Source organism: Pseudooceanicola profundus, from assembly GCF_054919315.1.
In genome coordinates, this window is the sequence record NZ_CM142898.1 from 3903392 (window position 1) to 3918048 (window position 14657).

Annotated in this window: 10 protein-coding genes and 1 pseudogene; 7 read left to right on the forward strand and 4 right to left on the reverse strand. The window is 67.4% G+C overall.

The genetic code is table 11. The features are described 5' to 3' along the window. Positions 1 to 466 precede the first annotated feature (466 nt). Together ACX9MO_RS17840 and ACX9MO_RS17845 are read right to left on the reverse strand one after the other, a co-directional pair. The gene (locus ACX9MO_RS17840; protein WP_222489952.1) at positions 467 to 718 is read right to left on the reverse strand and encodes a hypothetical protein; all 252 of its coding nucleotides are present in this window, start codon (positions 716 to 718) and stop codon (positions 467 to 469) included. A gap of 282 nt (positions 719 to 1000) precedes the next feature. Beyond that, positions 1001 to 1393: a response regulator gene (locus ACX9MO_RS17845; protein WP_222489953.1), complete on the reverse strand. Its 393-nt coding sequence runs from the start codon at positions 1391 to 1393 to the stop codon at positions 1001 to 1003. A 419-nt stretch (positions 1394 to 1812) separates the two neighbouring features. On the opposite strand from ACX9MO_RS17845, the gene ACX9MO_RS17850 reads away from it, so the two are divergent. After that, entirely contained in the window at positions 1813 to 2988 is a 1176-nt protein-coding gene (locus ACX9MO_RS17850; RefSeq protein ID WP_462212818.1) for an RsmB/NOP family class I SAM-dependent RNA methyltransferase, read from the forward strand. A gap of 704 nt (positions 2989 to 3692) precedes the next feature. Further along, a complete protein-coding gene (locus ACX9MO_RS17855; protein WP_462214474.1) occupies positions 3693 to 5939 on the forward strand; it encodes a hybrid sensor histidine kinase/response regulator in 2247 nt (748 codons plus the stop codon). 284 nt (positions 5940 to 6223) lie between these two features. Here the strand turns inward: ACX9MO_RS17855 and ACX9MO_RS17860 are convergent, their stop codons facing one another. Beyond that, a complete protein-coding gene (locus tag ACX9MO_RS17860; protein WP_462212819.1) occupies positions 6224 to 6817 on the reverse strand; it encodes a gamma-glutamyl kinase in 594 nt (197 codons plus the stop codon). A gap of 191 nt (positions 6818 to 7008) precedes the next feature. Here ACX9MO_RS17860 and recA point away from each other — a divergent pair, with 191 nt between their 5' ends. The 5 genes and pseudogenes from recA (at position 7009) to ACX9MO_RS17885 (ending at position 12566) form a co-directional block, all read left to right on the forward strand. After that, positions 7009 to 8079 (forward strand): recombinase RecA, encoded by a 1071-nt coding sequence (gene recA / locus ACX9MO_RS17865; protein ID WP_222489959.1) that lies wholly within the window; start codon positions 7009 to 7011, stop codon positions 8077 to 8079. A 364-nt stretch (positions 8080 to 8443) separates the two neighbouring features. Next, a complete protein-coding gene (gene alaS / locus ACX9MO_RS17870) occupies positions 8444 to 11104 on the forward strand; it encodes an alanine--tRNA ligase (protein WP_462212820.1) in 2661 nt (886 codons plus the stop codon). A 1-nt stretch (position 11105) separates the two neighbouring features. Then, positions 11106 to 11321 (forward strand): annotated as a pseudogene (locus ACX9MO_RS17875) (DUF1330 domain-containing protein); the annotation flags it as partial. Positions 11322 to 11396: 75 nt separating this feature from the next. Continuing rightward, the gene (locus ACX9MO_RS17880; RefSeq protein ID WP_222490555.1) at positions 11397 to 11693 is read left to right on the forward strand and encodes a DUF1330 domain-containing protein; all 297 of its coding nucleotides are present in this window, start codon (positions 11397 to 11399) and stop codon (positions 11691 to 11693) included. A gap of 282 nt (positions 11694 to 11975) precedes the next feature. Next, positions 11976 to 12566 (forward strand): histidine phosphatase family protein, encoded by a 591-nt coding sequence (locus ACX9MO_RS17885; RefSeq protein WP_462212821.1) that lies wholly within the window; start codon positions 11976 to 11978, stop codon positions 12564 to 12566. A gap of 63 nt (positions 12567 to 12629) precedes the next feature. Here the strand turns inward: ACX9MO_RS17885 and typA are convergent, their stop codons facing one another. Beyond that, positions 12630 to 14447, reverse strand: coding sequence for a translational GTPase TypA (gene typA / locus ACX9MO_RS17890; protein WP_222489961.1), 1818 nt, complete (start codon positions 14445 to 14447; stop codon positions 12630 to 12632). Positions 14448 to 14657: the final 210 nt, after the last annotated feature.

A 14657-nucleotide genomic window follows, 5' to 3' on the forward strand; every position in this document is an offset into this window, starting at 1 on the left:
TCGCGTCTTCCAGCGCTTGACTGCGGCTGTCTCGCCGCCTTGGCCTGTGCACACCAATGGGTGATACGGGGACGTCGCCTCGGGTGAACCGCGGCGCGGACCTCAACGGCCTTCTCGGTCGAGTGTTGATCCGGTGCCATGGACAGCAGGGGGCCGGAGGGCCTCAGACGCTCGCGCCGCATGCGCGCTCTGCCAGTGGCACCACGTATCGGGTCGGCCAGTTGCCCTGCAAGAGGGGCTCCCGGTTCTCACGTTCCGCGTCTCTATACCGGCCCGAGGTGTCGCTCACGCCAGTGCAGGCGACGCTCTCCCGATGTTGTCACACGATAAGCCCTTGGCCAAGCTATGGGCGCCCGGCTCCGCGTCGTGTCCTCACGTTCCGGATGCCGAACCTTCACCTTGGGCGTCTTCACGCCCAACCTTGGGCCCGAGCGTTGTGGCCTCAAGGGCGCGCGCGTGGGTCCCGTCAGTGCCGCGTGCGCGGCGTGCTGTCCAGCATCTCCAGCAGTTCGACTTCTTCCTCGTCCCGTTCCTCATCGCTCATGAGTCCGGTTTCGAGCTCCTGGATTCGCTCGACGAGGCTGTCATAGGTCGTCGCCGAGACGAGGACGAAATCCTCGCGGCCCGGGCGGTCAATCTGAAGCGGCGCGGAGCCCAGCTCGTCGGCGAGCATGTCGACGCATTGATTCAGTAGCGTCAGGGTGTTTTTGTCGGTCATCTTGCGCTCCCCTTGTCGAACGGGGGTCTTACCGCACGGGGCGCCGAATGACGAGGGGCAAAGAATGCAGGCCCGCACCCTGTGCAAGGCTGCTTCCCGGGCCCGCCCGGATCCGCGCGCTTCGGCTCCATGGAGGCCGCGCCGCACAGCAAAGGCAGTCCATTGCTCCGGCCCTCGCCGGCAAGGCCCCGTAGGCCGCAGCCCCGACGCGCGGGCGTTTCGGCCCCGACGGGAGCATGACCATTCCACGGAGGGCCATCGCGGCGACCGGGCCCCGGGCCATCATCGCTCCGCCCCCAGCCCCTGTGCTTGCACCACGCGGCGGATCGCCTCCGGCGTGAAGTCGCGCTTCGACCAGACCTCCCGTACGTTTGCGGCCCGGGCCTTGGCGTAGAGGAAGGGAGAGGGCCAGTCGCTCACGATGATGACGGGGACCGTCTTGAGCTGCGGGTCACGGGCCAGCTCGCAGACGAAATCGGCGCCCCAGCCGTCTGGCATGGAGTTGTCCAGAAACATGAGCGAGACATCGACGGCCTTGAGCACCGCGCGCGCCTCTGAGAGGGCGCCGGCGAAAAGCAGGTCCACGCCGACATCGGCGCTGTCCATGGCGCGGTGCATCATCTGCTGATCGAGCGAGGAATCGTCGACGATGAGGCATGTGCGGAGCGCGGGCATCCTGTCTCTGTCTCCTCCTGTGACCTGCGTCGGTTCTACGATACGGGCTGTCCCGGATCCGCGTTCACGCCAGACCCGAGGTCGTCAAGGATGTGCGGGCCGGCCAGCCGGGACACGGCGTTACGGCGCAAGCCTGTCCCAAGGGGGTTTCGGCATGGTAAAGATCAGCAGGCCCCGATTGGATAACTTCCTTGCATTTTACGGAATATGGGCGTCGTCGCCGTCGGTCGGCGCCTCACGAGGCCCCGCGATCTCGCCGGGCGGGCGCGGTTCCGGGCCGAGGTTCTGAGATGCGGCGGCCGGAGGCAGGGCCGGTCGACGCGGCTCCGGCCAGCCTGCGAGGGCCATCTGGGGCTGGCCTCGCGCGGCCCACTGTGCCACTAGGCGGCCGGATCAGGCCGCGACAGAAGGAATGCATCATGACCCCCGGGGCAAGGATTGCCGCAGCCGCGGCGCTGCTGGACGAGATCGCCGGGGGTGTCCCGGCAGAGAAGGCACTCACCAGCTGGGCGCGGCGCAGTCGTTTCGCGGGCTCGGGCGACCGGGCGGCGATCCGGGATCATGTCTTCGACGCCCTGCGCCGCTGGCGCTCGACCGCGGCACTCGGCGGCGGGACCACGGGGCGGGCGCGGATGATCGGCCTGCTGCGGAGCCACGGGCAGGACCCTGCGGCGCTCTTCACCGGGGAGGGCCATGCGCCCGCCGCCCTGACCGAGGCCGAGGCCAGCCCCCCGGCGGACCTGCCCGCAGAGGCGCTGCTGGATCTGCCCGACTGGCTGCTGGCCCCGCTGCGCGAGACGCTGGGCCCGGACTTCGAGAATACGGCCGAGATGCTGCGTCACCGCGCCCCTGTCTTCCTGCGGGTGAACACGGCGAAAACCGATCCGGATCAGGTGGTTGCAGCGCTCTCTTCAGATGGTATCAGCTGTCGTCCCCATGCGCTCTGCGCCACCGCGCTGGAGGTGACCGAGGGCGCCCGGCGGATCGGCCAGAGCCGGGCCTATCTCGACGGGCTGGTGGAGCTGCAGGACGTGGCCAGCCAGTCGGTCACGGCGGAGCTGCCGCTGGCGGAGGCGGGGCTTGTGCTCGATTATTGCGCGGGCGGCGGCGGCAAGACCCTCGCCATGGCCGCGCGGCACCGCGCCCGCTACGTGGCCCATGACGCCCATCCCCAGCGGCTGAAGGACCTGCCGGAACGCGCCCGCCGGGCCGGCGTCTCCGTCGAGATCGCCGACCGCGCCACCCTCGGGCGCAGCGCGCCGTTCGATCTCGTGCTGACCGATGTGCCCTGTTCCGGGTCCGGCGCCTGGCGCCGCTCGCCGGAAGGCAAATGGGCGCTCACACCCGAGGCTCTCCAGACGCTGAACGCCACGCAGGATGCGATCCTCGACGCCGCCGTGCCGCTGGTGGCGCCGCAGGGCGTGCTGGCCTATGCAACCTGTTCGCTGCTCCGGGCGGAGAATCGCGACCGGATCGAGGCGTTCCTCGCCCGGCATCCGGACTGGCAGGTGACATATCAACGCCAGTACACGCCCCTCGATGGGGGCGATGGCTTCTTTGCCGCGCACTTGACCCGCAAGACCGACACCGCCTAGCCTGATCTGCGCCCGGGGCTCGCGCTGCGCGCGCCTTAAGGCGGTATTAACCCGCCGTGCGGCACTCTCGGGAAGGCGGCCAACCGGCTGCCGATGCAGGCGGGCCCTCCGGGCTCGTGGGGGAGCACCGCGGAGGAGCCATGACAAAGGACGCGGCGGCGACGGACAGCAGCGGGCGCCCGGTACGGGGCGATCCCTCGGCCGAATCCGTGCGCGCCGAACCTGGAGAGCTGTCGGACGGGGAGAGCGGTAGAGCGCGACCGGATGCGGCCCAATCAGGCGCACACCGCGGGAACAGGTCGGACAGGCCCCCGGGCATGGTGGCGTCTGCCTCTTCAAAACTCTCGCCCGGCACGGGGGCCACGACTGCGGCAGAGGCCCGCACTGAGGCTGACGCTGCTCCTGAGTCGCCGTCCTCCGATGCGCCCGCGACTGACGCCAGGGCGGCACGCCAGCGTACGCGCTCTGAGATGCGCGCTCCCGATGGGCCGGAAGCGGCATCCAAGATGACGCTTGCACCCGAACACCTGACAAGCGCCGCCCCGGATGAGTCTCCGGTACCGCTGCGCAGGTCCAAGCGGCAAGAGAAGGCCCATGGTGGCGGCCGGACAACCGCGGCGCAGGCCATCGATCCCGGGAGAGATGGGGCTGCGATCCTGCCCGGTGAGCCGACGGGAACGGTCGCTCGGCTGGCGCTCGCCCTGATGCCGCAGCGTCGTCTGATCGTGGTCCTCGGGATCGGAATGCTCGTCACCGGGCTGGTCATGCGGCAGCAGGCCCTGGCGATCGTCCTGATGGGGGCGGGGCTGATCCTGACCTTCTTCGCGCTCTTCGTCACGCTGGTCGCACAGTTCCACCGGAAGGGCTCCGCCGGGGCGGATGCGGCGATCATGGGCTTCGTGCGCGATGACATCGCCCCCGCCGCCATCGCAGATGCGGAAGGGCAGATCATCGCCCGGAACGCCTCCTGCGGCACGCTCGCCGCGCCGGAGAAGGCGCGCACCGTGGCGGGGCTGCTGGCCGACAGTTTCGCCAATCCCTCCGCCGTTCTCTTCCGCCTGCAGGCCCGCGCCGCGCGCGCCGGTACTGCGCGGGAAGACATCGTGACACGTCGCGGGCAGGCGCGGCTCAGCGCGCATCGCCTGCCGGAAGGGCGGTTCCTCTGGCGGATCGAGGAGTTTGCCACCCACGCCCCCGGCAGCGGGAGCCATGATATCCCCCTGATCACCGTCGGGCGATCAAACGCCATTCTCTACATGAACGAGGCGGCCCGGGCGCTGATCGGGCACCGGCCGAAGGCGCTCGATGCGATCTTCCCGGTGCTGCCCGTGGTGCCCGGGGCGCTGCAGGAGGTCACGGCGGTCGGCGGTTACACCCAGCGGCTCGTGGTCGAGAGCGGCGACAGCCTCGGGCGGCGCGAACTGTTGCTGCTGCCGCCTCCGGGAGAGGTGGAGCCCCCCGCGACCCGGGGCTGGGATTACTTCGACGAATTGCCAGTAGCATTGCTGCGGCTGGACGCGGAGGGCGCCATCCTGATGACCAACCGCCATGCGCAGGAACTACTCGGTCCGATGTGCGTGGCGGGGGCGGCGCTGTCGGACGTGATGGAGGGGCTCGGGCGCTCGATCTCGGACTGGCTGTCTGAAGCGGCCGCGGGCCGCCCGCCGCCGCACTCGGAATTCCTGCGCCTGCGGGTGCCGGACCGCGAAACCTATGTTCAGGTGACGCTCAAGCGGATTGTCGAGGATGGCACTCCGGCGCTGATCGCCGTGCTCAGCGACGCGACGGAGCTGAAGACGCTGGAGGCCCAGTTCGTCCAGAGCCAGAAGATGCAGGCCATCGGCCAGCTGGCCGGCGGGGTGGCCCATGATTTCAACAACCTGCTGACCGCGATCTCGGGCCATTGCGACCTGCTGCTGCTGCGCCATGATCCGGGCGATCCCGACTACGGCGACCTCGTCCAGATCAACCAGAATGCCAATCGCGCGGCGGCCCTCGTGGGGCAGCTGCTGGCCTTCTCCCGCAAGCAGACCCTGCGGCCCGAAAAGCTCGATCTGCGAGACACGTTGGCAGAGTTGACGCATCTCCTGAACCGCCTCGTCGGCGAGAAGATCACCCTCAGTCTCAGCCATGATCCCGTGCTGCGACCGATCCGGGCCGACAAGCGGCAGTTGGAACAGGTGCTGATGAACCTCGTGGTCAACGCGCGCGACGCGATGCCGGAGGGCGGCGAGATTCGCATAGTGACCGAGAGCCTCCGCCTGCGCGCGCCGCTACAGCGCGACAGGGCGACGGTGACGCCGGGGGAATATGTCAGCGTCAAGGTGATGGATTCCGGCCAGGGCATCCCGGCGGACAAGCTCGGCAAGGTGTTCGAACCCTTCTACACCACGAAGCGGGTGGGCGAGGGGACCGGGCTCGGCCTTTCGACCGCCTATGGCATCATCAAGCAGACCGGTGGCTTCATCTTCGCCGACAGCACACCGGGCGAGGGGAGCTGTTTCACGCTTCTCTTTCCGGTCTATGTGCCCCCGGTGGAGCCGGTGGCCCCCGCCGAGGACAGCCGCCAGGCGAGCGGCCCGCGGACCTATGGTGTCGTGCTTCTGGTGGAGGACGAGGCCCCGGTGCGCGCCTTCGCCTCCAGGGCCCTACGCCTCAGGGGTTATACCGTGCTCGAGGCCGAAAGCGCGGAGGATGCACTGCGGACGCTTGAGGATCAGAAACTGCAGGTCGATCTTTTCGTCACCGACGTTGTCATGCCCGGCATGGACGGGCCGAGCTGGGTCCGCGAGGCCCGCAAGATCCGGCCCGATGTCCGCGTCGTCTTCGTCTCAGGTTACGCTGAGGAAACCTTCAGCGGCACGGGGGATGCCTTCCCGAACTCCGTCTTCCTGCCCAAACCCTTCTCGCTGGCGGAACTGACGGAGACCGTGCAGCGTCAGCTTCATTGAGGGGGACCGGGTCTGTTTCCTGAGAACGAGGCCAACCTCAGGGACCGCGGCCAAGCGGGGCCGCTCATGTGGCGCCCGGATTGGGCCCAAGATCTCCTTGCGACGAGCGGCCGCGGATCACATCTGGGCCGCCGCGCTTCAGGGCCTCGTTCCTGTTCAGCCTCCCGCGCCGGTTCAGAGCCATGCCTCCGCCATGTCCGTAGAGGCTCATCCCTCCACGGCATCCCGATCAATCACACGCCGCGGGTGCTGCCATCGCCGGCATAAACCTCGCCGATCAAGTCTCAGCCCAGGCTCTCCCACAGCGTGAACTCCTCGGCGCATTTCCGACGCAGCTTTTCCTCGACCGCAGGCGAGAGCGTGAGTGCCATCGACGGCGACACGTTCTCCCGCGGGAGGTCCAGCGTCAGACCCAGCCGGGTTTCGAGAAACCCGAGGATCGCCGGCTGATCCTCGTAACGGAACAGGTGATCGACCCGCGTACCGTTCGGCTGTGGCTCGAGGAACTTGGCCTGGCTGCCCACATTGGCGAAACCGGGACGTTTCCCCTGACAGTAGGCCAGCACGAAGTCGTCGAAACTGATGCCATGAGTGGCATTGGGTTTGCCCTCCATGAAGGGCCGCTGCCGATAGCGATACCAGGAGCCGAGCCAGGACACCGGTTCCCGCATCACGGCCATGGTTTCGATTCCCGGATCGACGAATTTCTCCAGCATGGGACGGAAGAAGCGGTTGTAGCGGTAGACCGGCGCATGTTTCAGCTCCGGTGGTTCCTTCACAAGAATATCCGCATGGGGCCCAAGGAAACTTTCCATGGCCGTCGTCCCTGTCTTGGGGACCGAGAGGATCACCAGCTTAGCCTTTGAAAAGACGAGCATAAGCCTGCGTTCCTCCCCAGTTCGCCAATCACGTCCGGCGTAAACTACTCCTTAACTGTTCTGCGAAAAAGTGGGGAATGTGAGGAATTTAGTTGAAATGTTCTCTGTTTGGTCTCATGTTGCGCAGAACAAGAGGCGAACATTGGCAGTGATTGCCGCCCCGCACGGGGTGTGAAATAAGGGGGCCAAGAATGGCAACGGCAGATCTTTTGAGCATGGACAGCAAGCGCGACCCCAACAAGCAAAAGGCGCTGGACAGCGCTCTGGCCCAGATCGAACGGCAGTTCGGCAAGGGCTCGATCATGAAGCTCGGCGGCAAGGACGCGATCCAGGAGATCGAGGCGACCTCGACCGGATCGCTGGGCCTCGACATCGCCCTCGGCATCGGCGGCCTGCCCAAGGGCCGGATCATCGAGATTTACGGGCCCGAAAGCTCGGGCAAGACGACGCTGACGCTGCATTGCGTGGCCGAGGAACAGAAGAAGGGCGGCGTCTGCGCCTTCGTCGACGCGGAACATGCGCTTGATCCCGGTTATGCCCGCAAGCTCGGCGTGGACCTTGACGAGCTGCTGATATCGCAGCCCGACACCGGCGAGCAGGCGTTGGAGATCACCGATACGCTGGTACGCTCCGGTGCGGTCTCCATGGTCATCGTCGACTCCGTCGCGGCTCTGACGCCGAAATCGGAGCTCGAGGGCGACATGGGCGACAGCTCGGTCGGCGTGCATGCCCGCCTGATGAGCCAGGCCATGCGCAAGCTCACCGGGTCGATCGCGAAGTCGAACTGCATGGTGATCTTCATCAACCAGATTCGGATGAAGATCGGCGTCATGTTCGGCAGCCCCGAGACCACCACGGGCGGCAACGCACTGAAGTTCTACTCCTCCGTGCGCCTCGACATCCGCCGCATCGGCTCGATCAAGGACCGCGACGAGGTGGTCGGCAACGCGACCCGCGTGAAAGTGGTGAAGAACAAGGTGGCCCCGCCGTTCAAACAGGTCGAGTTCGACATCATGTACGGCGAGGGCATCTCCAAGATGGGCGAGATTCTCGACCTTGGCGTGAAGGCCGGCGTGGTCGAGAAATCGGGCTCGTGGTTCAGCTATGGCGATCAGCGGATCGGGCAGGGGCGTGAGAACGCCAAGACCTTCCTGCGCGAGAACAGCGCCATCGCCATCGAGATCGAGGACAAGATCCGCGCGGCCCACGGACTGGAGTTCGGCGCCTCCGAAGAGGACGACGGCGATATCCTCGACGATTGATCGAGGCTGAACGTCGATATTGAAGAGGCCGGGCCGGGTGCCCGGCCTTTTTCGTTTCGGCGCGCGTGTCGGTCCGCATGTCGGTTGGTTTCCGGGGGCCTCGCGGGGATGCCACCGGGCGAGCGGGCGGAACAGCGCGGGCGCATCCGCCGGGGCCGGATACAAGAGCGCCCGCTCGGGGGTACGCTCGTTCAGTCCCGTACAGGATGTCCCCGGGCGGACCCGCGTCACCCGACGCTCCCCACCGCGCCCCCGATGGGAGGTGCCTTTTTCGTGGGCAGACCCGGCTTGCGGTGGACAGCGCCCCTTCGCGCGGATACATCGTCAAAACCGCCGCAGACCCACGAGGGAAAGAGCCGCCACGATGCAGACGCTGAACGATATCCGCTCCAGCTTCCTCAGCTATTTCAAGCGACAGGGCCACGAGATCGTGCCCTCGAGCCCGCTGGTTCCCCGCAACGATCCGACCCTGATGTTCGCCAACTCGGGCATGGTCCAGTTCAAGAACCTCTTCACGGGCGTCGAGCACCGCGACTACCAGCGTGCCACCACCGCGCAGAAATGCGTGCGCGCCGGCGGCAAGCACAATGACCTCGACAATGTCGGCTATACCGCGCGGCACCATACCTTCTTTGAAATGATGGGGAATTTCTCCTTCGGCGACTATTTCAAGGAACAGGCGATCCCCTTCGCCTGGGAGATGGTGACGAAGGAGCTTGGCATCAACAAGGACAAGCTGCTGGTCACGGTCTACCACACCGATGACGAGGCGGCGGACCTGTGGAAGAAGGTGGCGGGCCTCCCGGATGAGCGGATCATCCGCATCGCCACCAACGACAACTTCTGGATGATGGGCCCGACCGGCCCCTGCGGGCCGTGCTCCGAGATCTTCTACGACCACGGCGAGAAGTACTGGGGCGGCCCTCCGGGAACCCCGGAAGAGGACGGCGACCGCTTCGTCGAGATCTGGAACCTCGTTTTCATGCAGTACGAGCAGTTCGAGGACGGCACCCGGCGCGAGCTGGAAGCGCAGTCCATCGACACGGGCATGGGGATCGAGCGGGTCGCGGCGCTGCTGCAAGGCACCAATGACAACTACGCCACCGACCTGATCCGCTCGCTGATCGAGGCCTCGGCCGATGCGACCTCGACCGATCCGGACGGCGTGGGCAAGACCCACCACCGGGTGATCGCGGACCACCTGCGGTCGACCTCCTTCCTGCTGGCCGATGGCGTCATGCCCTCGAACGACGGCCGTGGCTACGTACTGCGCCGGATCATGCGCCGCGCCATGCGCCACGCGCACCTGCTGGGCGCCAAGGATCCGCTGATGTACCGGCTGGTGCCGGAACTGGTGAAGCAGATGGGCGACGCCTATCCCGAACTGCGCCAGGCGCAACCGCTGATCGAGGAGACGCTGAAGCTGGAGGAAACCCGCTTCCGCCAGACCCTCGACCGGGGCCTCAAGCTGCTGGACGAGGAACTGACCGGGCTGGAAGAGGGCGCGGCGCTGCCCGGTGCCGCCGCCTTCAAACTCTACGACACCTACGGCTTCCCGCTCGACCTCACGCAGGACGCGCTGCGCGAACAGGGCCGTACCGTGGACACCGACGGCTTCGACGCCGCCATGGCCGAGCAGAAGGCCAAGGCCCGTGCGGCCTGGTCCGGCTCCGGCGAGGCGGCGGATGCGACGATCTGGTTCGACATCGCCGACAAGCACGGCGCGACCGACTTCCTCGGCTATGACACCGAGAAGGCGGAGGGCGTGGTGCTGGCGGTGGTCAAGGACGGCGCCACCGCCGAGGCGGCGACCGTGGGCGACAGCGTGCAGATCGTTCTGAACCAGACGCCCTTCTACGGCGAATCCGGTGGCCAGGTCGGCGACAGCGGCACGTTGGAAACCGAAGAGGCCAAGGTGACAATCACCGACACAAAGAAGGTGAACGGCGTCTTCATCCACTTCGGCGACGTGACCGAGGGCACGGTGAAGCCCGGCCAGGCGGCGATCCTCGAGGTCGACCACAGCCGTCGCGGCATGATCCGCGCCAACCACTCGGCCACCCACCTGCTGCACGAGGCCCTGCGCGAGGCGCTCGGCGACCACGTGGCGCAGCGTGGCTCGCTCAACGCACCCGACCGTCTGCGCTTCGACTTCTCCCACAGCGCCGCGCTGTCGGCCGAGGAGATCGCGCAGGTCGAACGGGACGTGAACGCCTATATCCGGCAGAACACGCCGGTCGAGACCCGGATCATGACGCCCGATGACGCCCGCGCCATCGGCGCTCAGGCACTCTTCGGCGAGAAGTACGGGGACGAGGTCCGCGTGGTCTCCATGGGCCGCGCCGACACCGGCAAGGGGCCGGACGGCAAGACCTATTCGATCGAGCTCTGCGGCGGCACCCATGTGACCCGCACCGGCGATATCGGAGCCTTTGCCCTGACGGGTGAGACAGCGTCCTCCGCTGGCGTGCGCCGGATCGAGGCGCTGACCGGCGCCGCGGCCATGGCGGAACTGCGCGGCCGTGACCAGTCGCTGAGCGAGATCGAGGGCCTGCTCAAGACCGGCCGCGACGAGGTCGTGGCCCGGGTCAGGGCGCTGCTCGATGAACGCAAGGCACTCTCCAACGAGGTGGCGCAGCTGCGCCGGGACCTCGCCATGTCGGGAGGGGCCGGGCAGGGCGGCGGAGCCGAGGCCAAGGAGATCGGCGGCGTGAAATTCCTCGCGCAGGTGCTGACCGGTGTGTCGGGCAAGGACCTGCCGCCGCTGATCGACGAGCACAAGTCGCGGCTGGAAAGCGGCGCGGTGCTGCTCATCGCGGACACCGGCGGCAAGGTCGCCGTGGCAGCGGGCGTGACGGCGGACATGACCGACAAGGTCTCGGCGGTGGACCTCGTCCGCGCAGCCGTGGCCGAGCTTGGCGGGAAGGGCGGCGGTGGCCGGCCCGACATGGCGCAGGGCGGCGGTCAGGATGCGACCAAGGCGGATGCCGCGATCAAGGCGGCGGAAGCCGTGATCGAGGGCTGAGATGGCGGCGCTCTGGATTTCGCAGGTCACTGTCACCGATGCGGACCGCTATGCCGAGTACGGCAAGCGCGCGGTTCCCGTGATCGAGGCGCATGGCGGGCGGTTCATCGCCCGGCGCGCGCCCTTCACCCAGCTCGAAGGGCTGGAGCGACCGGCCCATACGATCGTGGTCTTCCCCTCGCTCGATGCGGCGGTGGCCTGCTATCGTTCGCCCGCGTACCAGGAAGCTGTCGCCTTCGCCGAGGGCGCGTCCGAGCGGGACCTCTGTATCGTGGAGAGCGAAGAGCACCCGCTGGACCAGCCCGCGGCGCTCTGGATCGGCCACGTGAAGGTCACCGACGAGGAGGCTTATGGCAAGTATGCCGTGAAAGCCGGCCCCGCGATCGCGGCCCATGACGGCCAGTTCCTCGCCCGGGCCGGTGGCTACGTCCAGCTCGAAGGCAACGACCGGCCGCGCAACGTCGTGGCGCTGTTCCCGACCCGCGCGCGCGCGGTGGAGTGCTATCACTCCGAGGCCTACCAGGCCGGTCTGGAACACGCCCGGGGCGCGTCGGAACGCGACCTTTTGGTGGTCGAGATCAACGGCTGATCCGGGTCACGGACCTCGTCAGAGACATGAGAGCGGCGCCGCAAGTCCTTGCGGCGCCGCATTTTCATATGTGATCGGCAGGGTTCGGCTCCGGGGCGCCAGAGAACAGCTGGGCCCGCCAGTCGTGCCTTCGGTGGTCCTGTCCGTCCGGAGGACACGATCCGTGATCCTTTGACGTCCACTCACAGGCAGACTTCGCCGGCCGTCCTCCATCAGTCATCCAATGTCCCGCTGCCTGCGTACCCCGTCAGACCCCGACGCTGTTCCTGACGGAGACTGACCATGGCCCTCACCCGATCCCCTGTCCGCCGCGATCTGCCCGCCCTTGCCGCCGCGCTCCTGCTGGCCGTCGCCACAGTGCCCGCCGCGGCCACGGCCGGCCCCTATGACGCGCTGGAGCAGCCCGGTGCCCAGGCCATCATGCGCCATGCCCGGGCGCCCGGGACCGGCGACCCCGCGGGCTTCACGCTCGGAGACTGCAGCACGCAGCGGAACCTCGATGGCACCGGACGGGCTCAGGCCCGGGCCACGGGCGCGGCGCTCGAGGCCGCTGGCATCCGCTTCGACCACGTCTATGCGAGCGCGTGGTGCCGGGCCACGGAAACCGCCGAGCTGATGAAACTCGGCCCGGTGGCCAACCTCCCGCTGGTCGACAGCTTCTGGAACGAACGCGCGGAGGGGGACGCGCGGACCCGGGCCCTGATCGAGGAGATCGGCAGCTGGCCCGAGGGCTCGCGCTCTCTCATGGTGACCCATCAGGTGAATATCACCGCGCTGACCGATGTCTTCCCGGCCTCCGGCGAGATCGTGGTCTTCCGGGTGACCGAGGGTGGCACGGTCGAGGTGCTCGACCGGATCAAGCCGCAGGGCTGAAGCCTTTTCACAAAAAAAAGGCCGGGCGCTATGCCCGGCCTTTCCAATCTCATACCCCGGAAATCACGAGGATTTCGACATCCGCTTCCGCTCGTGCGGGTCGAGGTAGCGCTTGCGCAGACGGATCGCGTTCGGCGTCACTTCCACCAGCTCGTCGTCGTTGATGTAGGCGATGGCCTCTTCCAGCGAGAGCGTCACCGGGGTGGTCAGCCGGACCGCGTCATCGGTGCCCGAGGCCCGCACGTTGGTCAGCTTCTTGCCCTTCAGCGGGTTCACTTCGAGGTCGTTGTCGCGCGAATGCTCGCCGATGATCATGCCGGTGTAGACGTCGGCCTGAGCGCCCAGGAACATCTTGCCGCGCTCTTCGAGGTTCCACAGCGCATAGGCCACGGTCTGGCCGTTCTCCATGGAGATCAGCACGCCCGCGCGGCGGCCCGGGATCGGCCCCTTGTAGGGTGCCCAGGAGTGGAACACGCGGTTCAGCACGCCGGTGCCGCGGGTGTCGGTCAGGAATTCGCCGTGATAGCCGATCAGCCCGCGCGAGGGCACGTGTGCGACGATCCGGGTCTTGCCGGCGCCTGCGGCCTTCATCTCGGTCATGTCGCCCTTGCGTGCGCCGGTGATCTTCTCGATCACCGCGCCGGAGTATTCGTCATCCACGTCGATGGTGACTTCCTCGATCGGCTCCATGCGTTGGCCGTTCTCTTCGCGCATGATCACCTGCGGACGGGAGATCGACAGCTCGAAGCCCTCGCGGCGCATGTTCTCGATCAGAACGCCCATCTGGAGTTCGCCACGGCCCGAGACCTCGAAGGCCTCGCCGCCGGGGGTGTCGGTGACCTTGATGGCCACGTTCGATTCCGCTTCCTTCATCAGGCGCTCGCGGATCACGCGGGATTGCACCTTCTTGCCGTCACGACCGGCCAGCGGGCTGTCGTTGATGCCGAAGGTCACGGTGATGGTGGGCGGGTCGATCGGTTGCGCGTCCAGCGGCTCGTCCACGGCGAGGGCGCAGATCGTGTCCGACACGGTGGCCTTGGCCATCCCGGCGAGCGAGACGATGTCGCCGGCCACGGCTTCCTCGATGTCCTGCTGGGCAAGGCCGCGGAAGGCGCGGATCTTGGTGACGCGGAACTGTTCGATCTTCTGGCCGATGCGCGAGAGCGCCTGCACCGTGGCGCCGACCTTCAGCTTGCCCGATTCCACGCGGCCCGTCAGGATCCGGCCCACGAAGGGGTCGGAGCCGAGGGTGGTGGCCAGCATGCGGAAATCGTCGTCCTGCTTGGCGATCTGCTTCGGCTTCGGCACGTGGTTCACGATCAGCTGGAACAGCGCGTCGAGGTTCTTGCGCGGCCCGTCGAGCTCGGTGTCGGCCCAGCCGGAGCGGCCCGAGGCGTAGAGATGCGGGAAGTCGAGCTGGTCTTCGTCGGCGCCGAGGCTGGCGAAGAGGTCGAAGCATTCGTCAAGCGCGCGGTCGGGCTCGGCGTCGGGCTTGTCGACCTTGTTCAGCACCACGATCGGGCGCAGGCCAAGGGCAAGTGCCTTGGAGGTCACGAATTTCGTCTGGGGCATCGGGCCTTCGGCCGCGTCCACCAGCAAGACGACGCCGTCGACCATGCTCAGGATACGCTCCACCTCGCCGCCGAAGTCGGCGTGGCCGGGGGTGTCGACGATGTTGATGCGGTGGCTCTTCCACTCGACCGAGGTCGCCTTCGCAAGGATGGTGATCCCGCGCTCGCGCTCGAGGTCGTTGCTGTCCATCGCGCGTTCGGCCACGGCCTGGTTCTCACGGAAGGCGCCCGACTGCTTCAGGAGCTCGTCAACGAGGGTCGTCTTGCCGTGGTCAACGTGGGCGATAATGGCGATGTTACGCAGGTCCATGGGGCCTCCAATAGCGGTTCGCGGTTCGCCTATACGGCTTCCGCCGAAAATACCAGAGGGAAAGGGCCCCCTGCACGCTGCAGTGCCGCATTGTTCCCGAAACACGCGTTCCCACGCCACCCCAGGCCCCGCGATGGGGTTCCCGCCCCGTTGCCGGCCCCGTCGTCATCCTCGACGCCAGCCCTGACCCGGCCCTGACCCGGCCCCCGC

What these genes read in the sequence shown, in the direction of transcription:
- ACX9MO_RS17860 (WP_462212819.1), bottom strand. Translation starts at nt 6,817, where the DNA reads ATGCTCGTCTTTTCAAAGGCTAAGCTGGTGATCCTCTCGGTCCCCAAG.
- ACX9MO_RS17855 (WP_462214474.1), top strand. Translation starts at nt 3,693, where the DNA reads ATGCCGCAGCGTCGTCTGATCGTGGTCCTCGGGATCGGAATGCTCGTC.
- recA (WP_222489959.1), top strand. Translation starts at nt 7,009, where the DNA reads ATGGCAACGGCAGATCTTTTGAGCATGGACAGCAAGCGCGACCCCAAC.
- ACX9MO_RS17845 (WP_222489953.1), bottom strand. Translation starts at nt 1,393, where the DNA reads ATGCCCGCGCTCCGCACATGCCTCATCGTCGACGATTCCTCGCTCGAT.
- ACX9MO_RS17850 (WP_462212818.1), top strand. Translation starts at nt 1,813, where the DNA reads ATGACCCCCGGGGCAAGGATTGCCGCAGCCGCGGCGCTGCTGGACGAG.
- typA (WP_222489961.1), bottom strand. Translation starts at nt 14,447, where the DNA reads ATGGACCTGCGTAACATCGCCATTATCGCCCACGTTGACCACGGCAAG.
- alaS (WP_462212820.1), top strand. Translation starts at nt 8,444, where the DNA reads ATGCAGACGCTGAACGATATCCGCTCCAGCTTCCTCAGCTATTTCAAG.
- ACX9MO_RS17885 (WP_462212821.1), top strand. Translation starts at nt 11,976, where the DNA reads ATGGCCCTCACCCGATCCCCTGTCCGCCGCGATCTGCCCGCCCTTGCC.
- ACX9MO_RS17840 (WP_222489952.1), bottom strand. Translation starts at nt 718, where the DNA reads ATGACCGACAAAAACACCCTGACGCTACTGAATCAATGCGTCGACATG.